Source organism: Caballeronia humi (assembly GCF_001544475.1).
Lineage (GTDB): Bacteria > Pseudomonadota > Gammaproteobacteria > Burkholderiales > Burkholderiaceae > Caballeronia > Caballeronia humi.
On record NZ_FCNW02000008.1, the window covers coordinates 39,585 to 56,918 of the forward strand.

Annotated in this window: 13 protein-coding genes; 6 read left to right on the forward strand and 7 right to left on the reverse strand. The window is 59.6% G+C overall.

The genetic code is table 11. The features are described from left to right. Positions 1-7: 7 nt before the first annotated feature. The 6 genes from AWB65_RS10960 to tssB all read right to left on the reverse strand — a co-directional run bounded on the left by AWB65_RS10960 (position 8) and on the right by tssB (position 8,551). Positions 8-1,318 carry a KPHS_23130 family T6SS system protein gene (locus AWB65_RS10960; protein ID WP_125474112.1) on the reverse strand — a complete coding sequence of 437 codons (1,311 nt, stop codon included), beginning with the start codon at positions 1,316-1,318 and terminating at the stop codon, positions 8-10. Positions 1,319-1,331: 13 nt separating this feature from the next. Further along, positions 1,332-2,393, reverse strand: coding sequence for a T6SS immunity protein Tli4 family protein (locus tag AWB65_RS10965; RefSeq protein WP_087667186.1), 1,062 nt, complete (start codon positions 2,391-2,393; stop codon positions 1,332-1,334). Between the two features lie 130 nt (positions 2,394-2,523). Then, complete coding sequence (locus tag AWB65_RS10970) at positions 2,524-3,621, reverse strand: T6SS immunity protein Tli4 family protein (RefSeq protein WP_087667187.1); 1,098 nt, start codon at positions 3,619-3,621, stop codon at positions 2,524-2,526. After that, entirely contained in the window at positions 3,618-6,437 is a 2,820-nt protein-coding gene (gene vgrG, locus AWB65_RS10975) for a Tle4 family T6SS lipase effector (protein WP_087667188.1), read from the reverse strand. The genes AWB65_RS10970 and vgrG overlap by 4 nt, the downstream gene beginning before the upstream one ends. Before the next feature lie 11 nt (positions 6,438-6,448). Next, positions 6,449-7,987 (reverse strand): type VI secretion system contractile sheath large subunit, encoded by a 1,539-nt coding sequence (gene tssC, locus AWB65_RS10980; protein ID WP_087667189.1) that lies wholly within the window; start codon positions 7,985-7,987, stop codon positions 6,449-6,451. Positions 7,988-8,035: 48 nt separating this feature from the next. After that, the gene (gene tssB / locus AWB65_RS10985) at positions 8,036-8,551 is read right to left on the reverse strand and encodes a type VI secretion system contractile sheath small subunit (protein WP_087667190.1); all 516 of its coding nucleotides are present in this window, start codon (positions 8,549-8,551) and stop codon (positions 8,036-8,038) included. A gap of 521 nt (positions 8,552-9,072) precedes the next feature. Between tssB and tssK the strand changes: the two genes are divergently transcribed. The 6 genes from tssK to tssE all read left to right on the forward strand — a co-directional run bounded on the left by tssK (position 9,073) and on the right by tssE (position 16,322). Continuing rightward, on the forward strand, positions 9,073-10,422 hold the full coding sequence (gene tssK, locus AWB65_RS10990; RefSeq protein WP_087667191.1) for a type VI secretion system baseplate subunit TssK: 1,350 nt from the start codon (positions 9,073-9,075) through the stop codon (positions 10,420-10,422). Beyond that, complete coding sequence (locus AWB65_RS10995) at positions 10,419-11,084, forward strand: DotU family type IV/VI secretion system protein (protein WP_235007587.1); 666 nt, start codon at positions 10,419-10,421, stop codon at positions 11,082-11,084. The genes tssK and AWB65_RS10995 overlap by 4 nt, the downstream gene beginning before the upstream one ends. Beyond that, positions 11,081-12,679: an OmpA family protein gene (locus AWB65_RS11000; protein WP_087667192.1), complete on the forward strand. Its 1,599-nt coding sequence runs from the start codon at positions 11,081-11,083 to the stop codon at positions 12,677-12,679. The genes AWB65_RS10995 and AWB65_RS11000 overlap by 4 nt, the downstream gene beginning before the upstream one ends. Before the next feature lie 66 nt (positions 12,680-12,745). Next, positions 12,746-13,231, forward strand: coding sequence for an Hcp family type VI secretion system effector (locus tag AWB65_RS11005; protein ID WP_087667193.1), 486 nt, complete (start codon positions 12,746-12,748; stop codon positions 13,229-13,231). A 59-nt stretch (positions 13,232-13,290) separates the two neighbouring features. After that, positions 13,291-15,900 carry a type VI secretion system ATPase TssH gene (gene tssH / locus AWB65_RS11010; RefSeq protein WP_087667194.1) on the forward strand — a complete coding sequence of 870 codons (2,610 nt, stop codon included), beginning with the start codon at positions 13,291-13,293 and terminating at the stop codon, positions 15,898-15,900. Next, positions 15,897-16,322 (forward strand): type VI secretion system baseplate subunit TssE, encoded by a 426-nt coding sequence (gene tssE, locus AWB65_RS11015; protein WP_087667195.1) that lies wholly within the window; start codon positions 15,897-15,899, stop codon positions 16,320-16,322. Before tssH ends, tssE begins: the two co-directional genes overlap by 4 nt. Here tssE and AWB65_RS11020 read toward each other — a convergent pair. Beyond that, complete coding sequence (locus AWB65_RS11020; protein ID WP_087667196.1) at positions 16,319-17,314, reverse strand: PDR/VanB family oxidoreductase; 996 nt, start codon at positions 17,312-17,314, stop codon at positions 16,319-16,321. The genes tssE and AWB65_RS11020 overlap by 4 nt on opposite strands. Between the last annotated feature and the right edge of the window lie 20 nt (positions 17,315-17,334).

Sequence of the window (17,334 nt, forward strand, 5' to 3'; positions counted from 1 at the left end):
CCCTCCTCTATGTGTCGCTACCGGTTTTATCGTCTGTCCCTACTCGCTGCGGGGCTTTCGTATCAACCATGTCGATCTGCGTGCCGCGGACGATCGAGAATTGCGAGCCATCCGTTGATCCGGTAGCGAGAAGTTGGGCCGTATTCCCTGATCCGTTGGCCTTTACAGCACACGCGAGCGAAAGCCACGGCGCTGCTACGCCGGCATGGCCGACGATGTGATCCAGATCGATCGCCGTCGCGCCGACACCGGCCTTAACCCACGACTGCGTCGCGTCACCTGCAGCGCTCACGTCGAGACCGCTTTGCCAGATGCGCCCGACGTCCGACGGCGCGACCTTCCCCCACTTCCACGCGTATGCCAATGCCTCATCCACAGACGTGTTCTCGCTGGTCATCGGTCTATGGATTTCCGCGACGGACGCCCACTTCAGTTGCTCGATCATCGACGGCGGTGCCAACAGAATCGCAACGGCAGCCTCTGCACTTCCAGGAGGAGGTGAGCGTTCGATAACTTGCTGCAGCTGAACAAAAACCAACAGACGCACTTCCGTATCGCAGCGGTCGTTTATACGATCGAGCCACGTATCCAGCGACATCAGATCGCAGGGTTCGATTTGTGACGTTGTGCCTGCGCGCGGCAATTTTCGATTTGCCCATGTTGTCTCCCACGTTTTGCGCGCGTTGTCCGGAATAGCCGAACCCGCAAAGACGAGTTGCACCGACAGTCTTGTCCCATCCGGAAGGTCACGAACGGTTGCCGCCACATCGTCCAGAAGTTCTCCGAAGAGCCATTTGAGTACGTCTCGCTGTCTGTCACTGTCGCTGACGTGCTTTGCCTTCTTCTCGTCCCGATCCGGGCTTGCGAACCAACGCGCCTTGACCGGCGGCGTATCCGGTGCAGGTGCGATTTGCTGGGCGAGCTTGAGAAATCCGGAAAGCACGCCGTCGATCGCGTTTTCCACCGGATCGCTCGAGAACCGATAGCCTGATGCGAGGATGCTCAAGGGGCGGCTCGCCTTGTCAAAAATCTCGTTCATGTATCTTTCACGCGCGTTGTTCCAGGCGATGGCATCAAGACGTCCGCCTTCGTACACACTGTATCGACGCAACACAACGAACGTGGCGACGCCGGCCGGATAGACGGAAACACAGGTCCAAAACCAGGGCGTCTGGACAGGTTCCTCTTTCGGCCAGAGAAGCAGGACCGCGAAAACCCCGATAAGCGCTACGACGAAGAACACTGTCGTCCAGACGAGACGAGATGGAGGCGACGGCAGGGACTGGGCCGGAGGCAGCAGATCGAAATCGACAGGCATTTGTGTTGCACCGTCAGAAACCGTTCGGCCGCGGCCGAAGCGTGCGCGAGACCGTGTCCCACAGGGCGATCGCTTCCCCTTCTGTCAGTGCGCCTATTTGAATGTCATAAAGGCTGACCGTTAGAAATGGGTTTAACGCTCCACTGGTTGCCGTATTGGCCTCCAGCAAGAAGGTGTGGCCCACGGTCTTGGTCACGCTCGTACCGGATATCAGCACTTCTTGCGCATCGATGCCTTCCACCTCTGCGGCCCCCGTTCGAATAATACGACCATTGGCCTCTTTGATCTCCGATCGGATCTGGCGTAGGCGCCCAGGAAGCGTGTCTTCCCGTTTATCTCGCACGTCAGTGTCGGTCGCGAGTTCAAAACTCACATCCGACTTGTCCTTCATCGCGAAAAACACACTGATGCTTTCGCCGACGGCTGCCTTTCGCGGTAGAAATCCACCGAGAAAGCACACGCCGGGCTCCGCCGGTATCTCGTCGTCTGCGCGACCTCGGACCTTCCTGATGAGATCCAATACCAGATTCGTCTTCTCCGGTACGTCGTTCACTTTCCAGTCCTTGGACTCATACGGCGTTCCCTTCACCCGTTTCTCAAACTCCGAGTGAATGGAATCAGTCGCTTTGACCTCAAGCTTGACTTGATAACCGGCATCCCACTTGTACGCCTCGATCACACGGCCTAGATCGCTGTCGGCGTTAGAGTTGCCCAACGTAACGAAGTATTTGCTGTTTGGCACACCACGCACTTCACCTCTGTCATACATGAACTGATACCCGTCGCGACTCTTTGTCGCTAGCAATTCGGTTTCGCGCGCGGCTATTTGTTCTTCGAACTCCGTCCGCGCCATCGGAATCGCTTCGAACGTGACGCCCTGAATCGTTGCCAATCCCGTCGACAAGGCATCGCTTGGCATGTCGATCAGATATCGCCCCACGCAGCGAGTCTTCAAGCTGGCTGTCAGTTCAGTCATAGTTTGCTTCTCCGGCTGTGTCAGCGGTAACGGATTCTTGCTGCAGGCCGCAATGAGCAACAGCAGCGGCGCGATCTGCACCAGGCGTCGCAGATTCATGCCTTGTATTCCAGAGGCGTGCCTGTGCTGCCCTTTGCGGTCGCCACTATGCACCACAGCACGTCACCTAATAACGAATGTGTGATCGACGGCAGTGTGTAATCAATGAGCATCGGACCCCCTTCGCTCGTTAAAAGCCGTTCGGCCGCGGCCGTAGCGTGCGCGAGACCGTGTCCCACAGGGCGATCGCTTCGCCATCGGTTAGGGAGGCCTTCTGGATACCGTTTCGAGCAAAGGTATTAATGCTTCCATTGCCCATATCGAGTACAAGATACGGCGTCATGGAACCACTCGTAGCAGTATTTGCTTCCAGCGTGAAAACATGTCCCGCTATACGAGCAGTGGTTGTGCCGGAAAGCAGCAACTCCTCCGCCTTGATGCCGCCCACTTGCACCGTTCCTGATCGGATGATGCGTCCGTTAGCGTTGGGATCCTTGATCTTTGAACGGATATCAGGCAATCGGTTGAGAAGAGTGTCTCTTGGCAGTTCACGGAGGTCAGTATTAGTTTGCAACGTAAAAAACGCGTCGGTACGGTCTTTCATCGCAAACAGCACACTAATATCCTCGCCATTCGCTGCCTTTCGCGGCAGAAATCCACCGAGGAAACACACGCCGGGCTCCGCCGGTATCTCGTCGTCTGCGCGACCTCGAACCTTCCTGATGAGATCCATTACCAGATTCGTTTTCTCCGGTACGTCGTTCAGGCTCATGTCAGGAACTGCATAGGGAGTACCCTGCACCTTCTTTTTATATTCCGAATGTACCCAATCCGATGCCTCGATCCGGAGCTTCAACTGATATCCAGCGTCCCACTTGTATGCCTCAATTGCCCGACTCAGATCCGCCGTGTCGTCCACATCGCGCAATGCGACGAAATATCGACTGTGTGGCGTGTTCGATATCTGCCCATAGTCGTACAGTACTCGGTAGCCATGCCGGTTGACCTTTGACTTCAGTTCGGTTTCACGTGCGGTCATCTCTTGTTCAAACGTCTCATTCGTCATCGACGTCGCTTCGAACGTGACGCCCTGAATCGTTGCCGATCCCGTCGACAAGGCATCGCTTGGCATGTCGATCAGATATCGCCCCACGCAGCGAGTCTTCAGGCTGGCTGTCAGTTCAGTCATGGTTTGCTTCTCCGGCTGTGTCAGCGGTAACGGATTCTTGCTGCAGGCCGCGATGAGCAACAGCAGCGGCGCGATCTGCACCAGGCGTCGCAGATTCATGCCTTGTATTCCAGGGGCGTGTCCGCCACGTTCTTCAGTAGTTTCACGATTCCCCACAACACAAACTTTTGTTGAGGGAGTCCGCGATACGCGCCACCGTGCTCCACCCCCTTGTACCCGACCGCCGCTTGAGCGTGGCGGGCCGGCGCACGCCCCGAGCGGACCGGAACCGTACCGTCGCCGTCTTCCGCTGCAGCTTGCAGATTAAAGGTCTTGTGAATGTCGACTGGGCCAACGCTCCCCGCCACTACATCGATTGTTCCCATCAGGTCGTTCGCATTGACGGGTTTGTTCTCGACGTCATATGCATCACCATTCAACAAGGACGAGATCTGAGTGCGTTGCCATATCACGTCGCCCCATGTTTTATGCTGATCGTCATCTCCCCAAAATGCATAGGTTTGCGAGTGGTATCGGCCACTAATCGATTGATGGAATCGAGAAACCTGTTCCGTTATTAGCTTTGCGAAACTCGTCCAGTTTTTCTCAGTCGCGGTTTTCTTCTCAGGATCCAGTAATTCTTCATCGATGAGGCTCCACCACGCGCCGCGCTTCGTATATATCTCGCCATACGGATCATTGAACCTCGGCAACTCGATCAAACGCGCGCCATCCCTGATCTTTAACCAACCCGAACCGTACTCCGGGCTTGGTAAAAGCTGAAGCGGACCAGGCGATTGCGCAAAGACCGGCATAACTTTGCTCGACGTGTTCCCTAGAATCAGACTCGTGCCATAGCTCACAACGTCCCCGCCCGGTTCGGTCCCCGCCTTCACGCGTCGATAGGCAGTGGCCGATCCGGTCGCAGGCATCACGCCATGCACGATGCCGAGGATCTTCTCGCGGTATCCGAGGACTTCCGAGCAATATCGGGCCACGAGGCCGCCCATCGAATGCGTGACGAGAATGACTTTTTCACATCGGTAACGACGCTTGCGGTAGCCTTCGATAATCGCGTCGATCTGTTTGCCAAGCCGAGATGCGGAATCGGCATTCGATTGGAGCCAGTTGTAACCAACCGCGTGCACCGGGAATTGATATTTATACGAAAGCGAAACCTCTGGGTCAGAAAGCTTTCCTAGACTTGGCGCGACAAGCTCTCGCGTCAACTTGACGCGCAAACCGCTTCGTCCATGATCGGTGTCCGGATGACAATCGTTCAGGGCGTTTTGCAGCCATACTAGAAAGTCCCCATAAAACATCTTGGATATGCTTCCCCACCCGCGCTCACGTAGTTTGATTTCGGAAAGCGCCGTTCCAGCCGAAATTGATCCAACGTCTATAACTTTCGTCTGAGTAGGATCGAGTTTGTTTTTCCTGTACTCCGCGCCTTTCACTAACCAGCCTGCTAGGGACTCAATATCGTCCACGACCCATACGGGCTCGTCTTGGTTGTTACTCAAATTCGTTCCCATCACCCCCGGCACCACGACGACCGGAATCACACGATCGGGAACCATGTAGCACACGGCAGTGCTGTCATCGGGAGCTGAAGTCACGGATGAATAATGTACAGACCCATAATCCCGCCCCGCATAGGGCTTCGCAAGCCGCACCGGCCGGCTCGTGCCACCGGGGCTCCACGTATCGAGATCAAATGGAAGTTGAATGCGATACCAGCCCTGCGGCGTGAGATAGGCATACTTGTAGTTATCCGGCGACATCACGCGCGCAGGAAGGATGCCGGTAATCTTCGGTTTCGCGGACTCATCGACCAAAGGCCGATAGATCCGATCCGAAGGAATCGCCGTGAACGCGCACGTATAAGCTTCCTTGCGAGACGCGCGGTGAACGGCGGTCGTCAGCAACAGGCCATGTTCTGCGTTGCCAAGCTGCCGATTGCCGAAGCGAAACACTGCGCCCGGCGTCATGCCGATCACGTTGCCGCTTCCTTCGAACATCACCTGACGCGCCAGCTCGGCCTGATGCCGCAGCGTCGCGACACGTTTGCCCGCGTCAGGTGTCGCGTGATGCTCACCCCAGCGATACTGGCTGCCCGCCGTGGTTCCATCGTCACGCGCCGCGTTGACTTCGGTCAGCAACGTCACCCCTGCCGTGCGATGGTTGTAGTCATCCACCGTCACCGACTGCACCACACGCGTACGATGCTCGCTCAGCGACATCACCGATTCCACGCCCGGGCTCGCCATGCCCCCTTCCTCACGATACGGTGCGGTCAATTTTGGCTCGCGCGCGTAGGCATCGAGATCGTCGCCGAACACAATCATCTCGCGCTCGGCGCTCTGCTCGAAGCGAAACCATATCCCTTCATCGGCCGCGATGCGCTTGACGAACGCAAGCGCCGATTCGCCGTACTGCGTGGTGTACTCGCGGCTGTCATACTCGGCGCGCAACTTGAACTGGAAATCGATCGCGGCAAAGCCATAGTGGCGCAACACGGATTCGATGATCGCAGGCACCGTCTGGTTCTGAAACAGCCGGCTTCCGATTTCGAGCCCAAGGTCCGACAGACGCGGCTCGAGCACGACGCGATAGCGCGTTTCATCGGCCGACGAACCGAGTTCGTCGAACGCCGTGACGATCCCGCTGAAGATCCGCGCCGGCTCCTTCGCAAGACGCGCGACGAGTTCCGCAGGCAGTCCGGCGTGGGTGTCGATCGGTTCGATCGCGAACTTGGCTGGCTTGCCAAGCACGTCCGCGACAGGAATCGCGGCCCGCGCGCTTGTGAATTCGATCGCGAACCGGTACGTCTCGCTGATCGCCTCGCGCCCCTCGAACGACAGCATAGAGAACGGCGCGGGCTGCTTCGCGAGACTTAAGGTATAAGCCTGCGTCGGTAAGGTCATCGAACCCATGGCGGCGACTCTCAGCTCTTCGCCTTCGGCATCTGCGACACGAGCGACAGCCCAATATCCATACCTTCGACCTGGAAGTGCGGAATGATGAAAAGCTTGATGCGGAAGAAGCCCGGGTTGTCCTCGATATCCTCCACCGTCACCTTTGCCTCACGCAAAGGATGCGAAGCCTGCAAGTCATCGCCCGGATCGGTCATCTCGGTGACGAGGTTCTTGATCCAGTTGTTGAGCTCCATCTCCAGCAGCCGACGGTCCTTGGTCGTGCCGATGTTCTCGCGCTGAATCAGCTTCAGATAATGTGCGATGCGCGAAAGCAGGAAGATGTACGGCAGACGTGCATTGATGCGGCTGTTTGCAGTCGCTTCCTTCGTGTCGTACAACGCGGGCTTTTGTGCCGAATTCGCTGAGAAGAAGCACGCGAAGTCGTGGTTCTTGTAGAACGACAGCGGGATGAAACCAAGATTGGCGAACTCGAATTCGCGCGTCTCGGGGATCAGCACTTCCGTTGGAATCTTCGGCTGATAGCCCGTGCCGAGGTCGTACAGATGCACCGGCAAATCCGCGACCTTCCCACCCGCCTGCGGCCCGCGAATCTGCACGCACCAGCCGTTCTTGATGAAACTGTTGACCATGTTCGCGGCAAAGGCGAACGACGCATTGACCCACAGATAGCGGCTGTGATCGGTACCCTTGACCGCTTCCTGATAGTTGAAGGCCCGCACCGGCACAGTATCGGGACCGTACGGCAGGCGGCCCAGCACGCGCGGCATCGTCAGGCCGATGTAGCGCGCGTCATCGGTATCGCGGAAGCTCTTCCACTTGATGTACTCGGCGCGATCGAAGTAGTTGCCGATGTCCTGGATCGCGGCCACTTCTTCCATCGTTTCCTTGCCGAAGAATTTCGGCCCGACCGATCCCATGAACGGCATGTGCGCGGACGCCGCGACCTTCGAGATATTGCGCAGCAACGCAATGTCCTGCGGCGAGTTGGCGAATTCGAAGTTCGAGATGATCGAACCAATCGGCTGACCGCCAGGCGTGTCGTATTCCTGGATGTACGTGTGCCGATACAACCCGCTCTGGATCACCTCGGGCGTGTCCTCGAAGTCTTGCTGAAGCGCTTCCTTCGAACAATCGAGCAATTCGATGCGCACGTTCTTGCGAAAGTCCGTCCGGTCGACGAGGAACTTGAGCCCGCGCCACGCCGATTCGATCTGCTGAAACTGCTCCGAATGCATTACGGCGTCGAGCTGGCGGCTGATCTTCTGATCGAGCGTATCGATATGAAAATCGAGCAGCGACTTGTCCACCCGATCCACCGGGCGGCTCGCCTCCTCGACCATCTTCAGGAACACGCTCACCGCGCGCGACAGGCGCTCGTCGGTCGGCGCTTCGGCGAGCGCGTCGTTGTCCTGGAACGCTTCGAGCGGACGAGCACTCGCAACAGGCTTCAGGTTGATCTTTTCGAAGAGCGTCGCGTAGACGCTTGGGCCGTCTTTTTCCAGCGTGATCGTCTCGGCGCCGAGCGCCTCTGCTTCATTGCGTGACATGGTCTTCCCGTTATGCGTAGTTGATTTGATTGGCGGTCGAAGAGGCGTTCAGTCGTGATCCGCCGGCGGCAAAACGGTGGTGCCGATTTTCTCCAGCTCCGCGCGCAAGCTTTCCGTCGACGCCGGGTTCCTGACGATCTTCTCCAGCTCGCGACGGAACGTGCTGTTGTCGAGCAGATTCGATTTGAGGTCGCGCAGCAGGTTGCGCGCTGCCAGCAGCGTCTGCAGTTCGGGAATCTGGCGGGCCACTTGTTCCGGCTCGAAGTCCTTCATCGATTTGAAGTTCAGCGCGACCGTCGTGTCCGATCCGTCGTTGGCAAGCGTGTTTTCCACGTTGATACGAGCCCGGGGGTTCAATTCGCCGAGAACCGCATCGAAGTTGTTCCTGTTGACGTCGATCTTCTTGCGATCGGCAAGCGCGCCAGCGGCCTGACCCGCGCTGTAGTCGCCCATGACCAGCAACTTGAGCGGCAACTCCACGCGCTTTTGCGCCCCGCCTGTATGCAAATCCAGCGAAATATTGACGCGCGCTTTGGGAATCTCTTTCTGGAAACTTTCTGACATGGTTTCGCCTTTCTTTTATCGATGGTTATACGACACGCAAGCGACGCCGCCACGACTCACGGCCATGTCCGGTTGAATGCCGCAATTATCCAGTTGCTTTGAATCAGCCTGCGTCATCGCGATATTGCGCGAGAATCGTTGTTGCGCCCCTTTTATTACTTTTTATTAGATCAGGCAAGACCGACTTTCGTCAAGCGTAAAGACACGGATTAATTTGAGATAAGACGAAGATTATTTCAGGACAATTCGTCATTCTTCGTTATCGTCCAACGCGTCCAATGGATTCAACGTTTTAAAGCGCAGGAATTGCCCGCTTGTCGTGGCTGGACAGGGAGCCAGAAAAATACAAATCGCAGAACATTACAGACAAATCTTGAAAGTCTCTTAAATTCGATACACGCTCCTAATATTTGGAGACACATTCAAAATCAGGACATTCATCTCAATAATAGACGAGGCCTCATAGTTCATGTTTAAAATGACAAAACATTCGATAAACCAAAAATAAGCGATTAATCGTTATGCGGACTTTCAAGCCGCTTTGGCACGAGGGGCTGATTCTCACACCCCAGCATTTTCAGCAACAGGAACAATGGCTTAATGCCGCAAACCGGCAATTTGCCTCCCTCTTCATCGCCGAGCCATGGGGAATCATCGATGTTCAACTCGACGAAGACACATTCGCCGCCAACCGGCTCACGCTCACGCGCCTGAAATTGCGCTTTCCGGACGGCACACTCGTCGATACGTCGGGGGCCGATGTGCTGCCGCGTCCCCGCGATCTTTCGCGCGACATCGGCGCCGACGTGCAAAGCGTGACCGTGCTCGCCGCGCTGCCACTGCTGAATGCCGACGGCAACAACTGCCGCTTCGGCGACGAAACGCTTTCGCGTCCGCGTCGCTATTTTCACGAGTTCGTGGAAGTGCCCGACCTCAATGGAACCGGCGTCGAGGAGTTGTCGGTCGAGCGTCAGGCCGTGCATCTGCTATTCGATTTCGAGCCGCATGCGGACGACGTCGTGTGCCCGATCGCGCGGCTCGTGCGCGGTGCGCGCGGCCAGTTCGAGCTGGACCGCGCGTTCGTGCCGCCGTGCCTTACGCTCGTCGCGCATGAACGCCATCGGGAACGCGTCGCGCGTCTTTCGGACATCCTGCTCGCAAAGAGCACGGCGCTCGCTGCGCGACGCAGCGAACGCATCGACCAGATCGCGGAGTTCGGCGTCGCCGATGTTTCGCTCTTCTGGCTGCTGCACTGCATGCATACACATTGGCCGCGGCTGTCGTTTCTCGGCACGCATCCGAACCAGCCGCCCGAGCGCCTGTACGACGTGCTGGCGACGTTGTCCGGCGCGCTGATGACCTTCTCCACGGGCACGTCGCTCACCTCCATCCCGCCGTATGAACACACGAAACAGGATGAGATCTTCACGACGCTTGAAACGCTGATCCGCGACCTGATCGATGCGATCATCCCGTCGCGTGTCATTCCGATCGGGCTCTCGCACAGGAGCGCAACATCCTGGACCGGTCAGTTCAGGGACGACCGGCTGCTCGAAGGCGCCGACTATTACCTGTCGGTGAATGCCGCGCTGCCCGCATTCCAACTTATCGAGCAGATTCCGAAGCTCTGCAAGATCGGCTCGCCCGACGATATCGAACACATCGTGAACTCGGCGCTCGCCGGTATTCCCTTGAAAGCGGTACAGCGGGTGCCGGCCGCCATTCCGGTGCGCCTCGAAAACCAGTACTTCTCCCTCGATGCCAGCGATCCCGCACACGCGCGCATGCTCGCCGCACGGGCCTGCCAGCTCTATCTGCCGGCTTCCGTGCCGGAGGCCTCACTCGAGCTCTACGCGGTGCTGACGTCATGAACGAAGCACCCACGATGCGCGCTTTGCTGCGCGACACGGCGCTGCAAGTTTCGCTGCTCGCGCAAGGCGCGACGACTGAATCCGTACCGGTGCTGCGCCAGCGCTGTCTGCATCTGGTCCACGAATTCGATGCATCGCTCGAAGCTCGCCACGTTCCGCGCGACGTAAAGGAAGACGCGATCCATGCGCAATGCGGGCTGCTCGACGAGATGGCGATGACGCACCTTTCGCCCGACGGACGCTCGCAATGGGATGCTTATCCGCTGCAGGTCGAACGCTCGGGAAATCACAACGCCGGAGAAGAGGTGTATGAACGGCTCGCAGTGCGCATGCGCGAGACGCCGTCGAACATCGAACTGCTCGAATGCTATGCCGCGGTACTGGGCCTCGGTTTTCGTGGACGCTACGCGCGCGATGAGAACGAGCACGAACGTGCTGCGTTGATCAAGACGCTCAACGCGCAGATCTCCAAAGCGCGGCCGGGTGCGCAACCGAGCTTCATCATCGATAGCGGCGGCGGCAATCGCTTCGGCTGGCTGCGGCACGTTTCGCCGTGGGCCATAGCGGGGTTTGCGTGCGTCGTGGCGGCTCTCGTCTGGTTCGCCTGGGGGCATGCACTCGATACCGAGGTCGCGCGCCTGATTGCAGCCCGAGCGAAATGAACAGCCATGCTTACCCGTTTCGCGCGCTGGTCGCATTTGCCGCGCTACTCGCGGCGGCTGTCGTGCTCGCGGTCCTGCCATTGAGCCGTGGCATCGCGTGGAGTATCACATTCGCGATAGTCGTAACCGCTGCGGCCCTGATCGCGTGGCACTCGATGCGCGTGCGACGCGCGCTGGAACACAACGCCGCGACGTTGCGGGCGGTCAGCGATCTGCCGGATGCACTGCGCTCGCGCATGCCGCTCGTCATGGTGCTCGGCGATGCGCTCGCACATCTCTTCGCGAACGGACGAAGCGTCCATGTCGGCGCGACTGCGATCTGGATGCGCGTGGACAAGCCGCGCAAGCTGCCCGATCTCGCGCTCGCGGCGAGAGCGTGGCGCGGCGATCGTACGCTGGATGGCGTCGTGTTGACGCTCGCACCCGATGCCCACACGCACGACTCGCTCACGCAGATGCTGCGCGCGCATCGGCAGGCGCTCAGCGATACGACGCGCTTGCTCGGTACGAGTGTGCCGGCGTACCTGGCGGTGTATCAGCGGCTCACGCAGGAGAACGGCCCGACTTCGCACTGGTACGGCCTGTCCGCCGAAGCGCCGGTAACAGCGGTCAGTCAGTTCGACGCCGTCATCCACGCAGCCGAAGCTGAGCGGCATGAACCACGTGCTGCGGGTCTTGCGTCGCTGATCGACTGGACCTGGCGGTACGTCAACGGCGTGCTGCAGGACCCTCGCCAGCCCGCCGCGCCGTGGCCACTGCACGGCGCAGCGTGGATCGATTGCGGCGGGGCGAGCCAGCCCGCTTCGCCCTGGCTCGCGCATTTGCGGTCGCTCACGCATCTCGTCCTGCCACCACTCACCGGATCGGAGAGACCGTGGTCCTTGCCCGAGCCGCTGATCGACGCATGTCCAAAACGCGCGTGGGTTCCGCCGCGTCTGCGCGCATTCGCCCACGCGATCGCGATACTCGCCTGCGCCGTGGCGCTCGCGTGTTGGGGCGCAGCGAAGAACAATCGGGCGTTGATCGATCAGATCACTGCGAACCTCACGCGTTATGCAAGCGCACCTGACAGCAACGACGCCACGCGCCGCGACGCATTGTCCGCGCTTGTCGCCAATCGTGACCAACTCGATCGATACGAACGCACGGGCGTACCACTGCGCCTGAGCTTTGGCATGTATCGCGGCGCAGCGCTGTTGCCTGTGCTCAACCAGAAGATCGCGTCGTACGAGCCGAGTCCTTCGATCGTCACGCTCGACAGCATGTCGCTTTTCGACAGCGGCCGCGCGCAACTCAAGCCCGGCTCGACGCGCGCGCTGGTCGGCGCGCTGGAGATGATCAACGCACAGCGCGGCAAGCGAATCCTCATCGCCGGCCACACCGACGACATCGGCGACGGCGCAACCAATCAACGCCTCTCGATCGCGCGTGCGAGCGCCGTGCGCGACTGGCTGATGGAAGCGTCCGCGACGCCCGCATCGGCATTCGCGATCCAGGGCTACGGCGACACGCGACCTATCGCCGACAACCGCGCGCCCGAAGGCCGCGCGCGCAACCGGCGCGTGGAGATCACGCTGGTTCCGGATATTCCGTGAACCCGAATCCTTCCCAAAGCAAGGCGCTTCGGGACTTTTGCTGCAACCCACCAAGGAGAAATAGAAATGGCTATTCCGGCATACATGTGGATCAAGGACGATGGCGGCGCCGACATCAAAGGCTCGGTCACGGTCAATGGCCGTGAAGGCAGTGTCGAAATCGTCGAGTTCAATCACGGCGTCAACATTCCGACCGACAACAACACGGGCAAGCTGACCGGCACGCGTGTGCATGCGCCGATCACCTTCACGAAGGAAACCGACGCGTCCACGCCGTATCTCTACAAGGCCGTCACGAGCGGGCAGACGCTGAAGTCGATCGAGATCAAGTGGTACAAGATCGACGATGCGGGCAAGGAAAAGGAGTACTTCAACACGAAGCTCGACAACGTGAAGGTCGTCGCGGTGAAGCCGAAGATGCTCGACATCAAGAACCCGTCGTTCGAGAAACACAATCATCTCGAAGACATCGAACTGCGCTACGAAAAGATCACGTGGTCGTACAAGGATGGCAACATCATCCACGCCGATAGCTGGAACGAGCGCTCGTAACAGCGTTTTCTTTTCGTCGGTCCGCCGCGCGGACCGACGCCATCCTTGCCCTTTTCGTCATGACCCAACGCGAACTTTCCCCGTACCTGCGCCGGCTCAACGATCATTGCGCCCGCGCGCTCGCCGCTGCGGCGAGTCTGTGCGAAACGCGCGCGCATCGCGATATCGATGTCGAACACTGGCTGATCAAGTTCCTCGAACTGGGCGACGGCGATCTCGTCGCGATCCTGCGACACTATGAACTGGACGTCGAGTCGATCTGGAACGGTTTGCTCGCCGCCATCGACCGGTTACCGCACGAATTGCGCGGCAAGCCGGGGCTATCGCAACGGCTTGGAGTGTGGCTCGAAGCGGCGTGGGTGCGCGCGTCGCTCGAAGGCGACTCGCCATCGATCCGTTCCGCCCATCTATTCGCCGCACTCGCCGATGCGCCTCACCTCTTGCGCGCCCCCGATGCGTGGCCCTTGCTCTCCGTGTCCACGACGCAAATCGAGCGCTTGCGCAGTGAGCTCGATCGGGTATCGGTCGAAGCGTCTTATGCAGCATCAACGGAGCAGGAACCCGAGTCGGAAGCGCTGCGGCGCTTCACCATCGACATCACGCAAAAGGCGCGCGACGGCAAGATCGACCCGGTGTTCGGGCGCGATGTCGAGATTCGTCAGATGGTCGATATTCTCGCGCGGCGCCGCAAGAACAACCCGATCCTCGTCGGTGAGCCGGGTGTCGGCAAGACGGCGCTTGTCGAAGGTCTTGCGCTCCGAATCGCGGAAGGCGACGTCCCCGCCGTCATACGCAACGTGAGCGTGCTCACGCTCGATCTCGGCTTGTTGCAGGCGGGCGCGGGCGTCAAGGGCGAATTCGAGCAGCGCTTGAAGAACGTGATCGAAGCCGTCCAGCAATCCGTGACGCCGATCCTGCTGTTCATCGACGAAGCGCACACGCTGATCGGCGCGGGCAATACAGCGGGTGGAGCGGACGCCGCGAACCTGCTCAAGCCCGCCCTCGCGCGCGGCGAGTTGCGCACGATAGCCGCGACGACGTGGTCCGAATACAAACAATATTTCGAACGCGATGCCGCGCTCGAACGGCGCTTTCAGATGGTCAAGGTCGATGAACCCGACGACGAACGCGCCTGCCTGATGCTGCGCGGTTTGAAAGAGCGCTATGCGCAGCACCATGGCGTGCATATAACGGACGCGGCGGTTGGCGCGGCGGTGCGTCTGTCACGCCGCTATTTGACGGGGCGCCAGTTGCCCGACAAGGCCGTCGATCTGCTCGATACCGCCGCCGCGCGCGTGAAGATGAGCATGGAAGCGACGCCCTTAGCCATCTCGACCTGCATGGCGGAACGCGCGGCGCTGGAAGTCGAACGCACGGCGCTCGTGCGCGATCAAGGCGCCATATCGGCTGATGTGAGCGAGAGATTGACCGCGATCGACGCGAAGCTTGCGGCGCTCGCGATCGAACTCGAACGGCTTGAACGTGCGTTCGTCGAGCAGAAGGCCAAAATTAAAACGCTCATCGAACACCGCGAAATGTGGACTGCGGCTACCGATGAATCCGCGCGACGCGATCTACAACGCGCGAGCGCGCGAGCGCATGCGGCCATTGCGCAACACGGCTCGGATGCGCTGATCCACGCGGAGGTCGATGAAGCGGCGATCGCCCGCGTCATCGCCGACTGGACCGGCATTCCGGCCGGCAGCCTTTTGTCCGATGAACTCGCTACGCTGCTCGATCTCGAATCGCTACTCGGCCGCGCCGTAGTCGGTCAGGACGATGCGCTTGCAATGCTCGGCAAGAGCCTGCGCGCCGCCAAGGCGGGGCTCAAGTCGGAGGAAGCGCCGCTCGGCGTGTTTCTGCTCGTGGGGCCGTCGGGGGTCGGCAAGACCGAAACCGCGCGTACCCTCGCCGATCTCATGTTTGGCGGCGAGCGCGCGCTCATCACGATCAATCTGTCCGAGCATCAGGAAGCGCACACCGTGTCGCAACTGAAGGGCTCGCCGCCGGGCTATGTGGGTTATGGGCAAGGCGGCGTACTGACCGAAGCCGTGCGTCAGCGGCCCTACTCCGTCATCCTGCTCGATGAAGTCGAGAAGGCGCACCGCGATGTGCTGAACCTGTTCTATCAAGTGTTCGATCGCGGATTCATGCGCGATGGCGAAGGCCGGGTGATCGACTTCCGCAATACCGTGATCCTGATGACATCCAATCTCGGCAGCGAGGAGATCATGGCAGCGGGTGCGCCCGGGGGCGTGCCAACTACGTCCATGCTGATGGAATTGCTCCGTCCGTTGCTCGTCGAGCACTTTCAGCCGGCGCTGCTCGCGCGGTTCCAGACGGTGGTCTATCGGCCACTGTCGACGGATGCGCTGGCGTCGATCGTGCGTATGAAACTCGATAAAGTCACAAGACGGATCGAGCGGCGCTTCAACGTGCCGCTCGTCTGCGATGACGCGTTGGTCGACGAACTCGTGCGTGCCTGTCTGTTGCCAGATTCGGGCGCGCGCAATATCGACAGCCTGCTCGACCAGCAGATCCTGCCGGTACTCGCGCGCGAGTTGCTCGCACGCGCCGCCACTCAGCACGCGTGCACAGGCGTGCGCCTCTCGTTCTCCGATGACGAAGGCATCGCGGTAGAGTTCGACGAAGCAGGCACAATCGCATGACGATCGGGCCATCGCTCTACGACTTGCTGCTCGGCCATATCGACGGAAAACCGCTCGATGGCCACGACAACAACACGCTTGAAATCCTGAGCGTGCTGGAAAACCTGAGGCGCATCCTGAACACACGCGCCGGTACGCTCAAACATCTGCCGGACTATGGCCTGCCCGATTTGAGCACCATCTACCGGAACCTGCCGGCATCCGCGCATCAACTCAAGGCGCAGATGGAGGCGACGTTACTTGTCTACGAGCCGCGCATCCGTTCGATCGACCTTGACGTGCTGCCGACCGAGAACGGTATGCTCGTGAGCTATGAAATGACGTGCCATCTGAGGAAGCATGGCCTCGTGCGCTTCGGCACGCACTACGAACCTCAAGGACGCACGCGCCTGGAATGGCGCCGACGCGTGGATGCCGATTAAAGATCGAGCACCAGCACCTTGCCTCGCGCACGCGATACACAAGCGGTCAGATACTCGGCCTTTTCACCGTCGTCGAGAATGCAGTCGTTGTGCTCCACTTCGCCCGACAAATATCGCACCTTGCACGTCCCGCACAAGCCCGCGTGGCACGACGTTTCGATCGTCACGCCAGCATTGTCGAGCGCTTCGGCAATGCTCTGGTCCTTCGCGACTTCGATCATCTGCCCCGTGCTCGCGATCTTCACGCTGAACGTATCGACTGGTTCATTCGCCGCACTCTCCGACACGATGCGTTCCGGCGCCTTGAAGTGCTCCAGATGAACGGTACCGGCAGGCCAATGCGCAGTCGCTTCGGCGCATGCGCTCATGAAGCCGCCTGGCCCGCAGTAATACACGTGCTGCCCTTGCGACGGTTCGCTCAGCAAGCGTCGAAGGTCGAGTCCCGCCTTGGGATCGCCGCCATCGAAGTGAAAATGCACGCGGCCATTCGCACGCATCGGTTCGAGCTCGGCTGAAAACGCGGTACAGCCCGCGTCCTTCGCGCAGTAGTGCATTTCGTAATCGATGCCCGCGTCTTCGAGCCGATGCGCCATCGACTTCAACGGCGTCACGCCGATTCCGCCCGCGATCAGGACCACCTTCTTCGCATCATCGACGAGATGGAAGTTGTTGCGCGGCCTGCTCACGCGCACGATGTCCTGAACGCGCACGCGCTCGTGCAGCGTCTTCGAACCGCCCCGTCCACTTTCGTCGCGCAGCACCGCGATGACATAGCGCTTGCGTTCGGCGGGCGAATTGGAGATCGAATACTGGCGCACCATGCCGTCGCCGATGTGGATGTCGATATGCGCGCCCGCCGTGAAAACCGGAAGCTCATCGCCCTGCGGATCGACGAGCTCATACGAATTGATACCCTTGCCCTCGAAACGAATCTGCCGCACGAGCAACTGCAACGTACGCTCGCCGGATGTCGATGTGGGTTCGCTTGCCATTTTGCATGTCCTGAATGGTG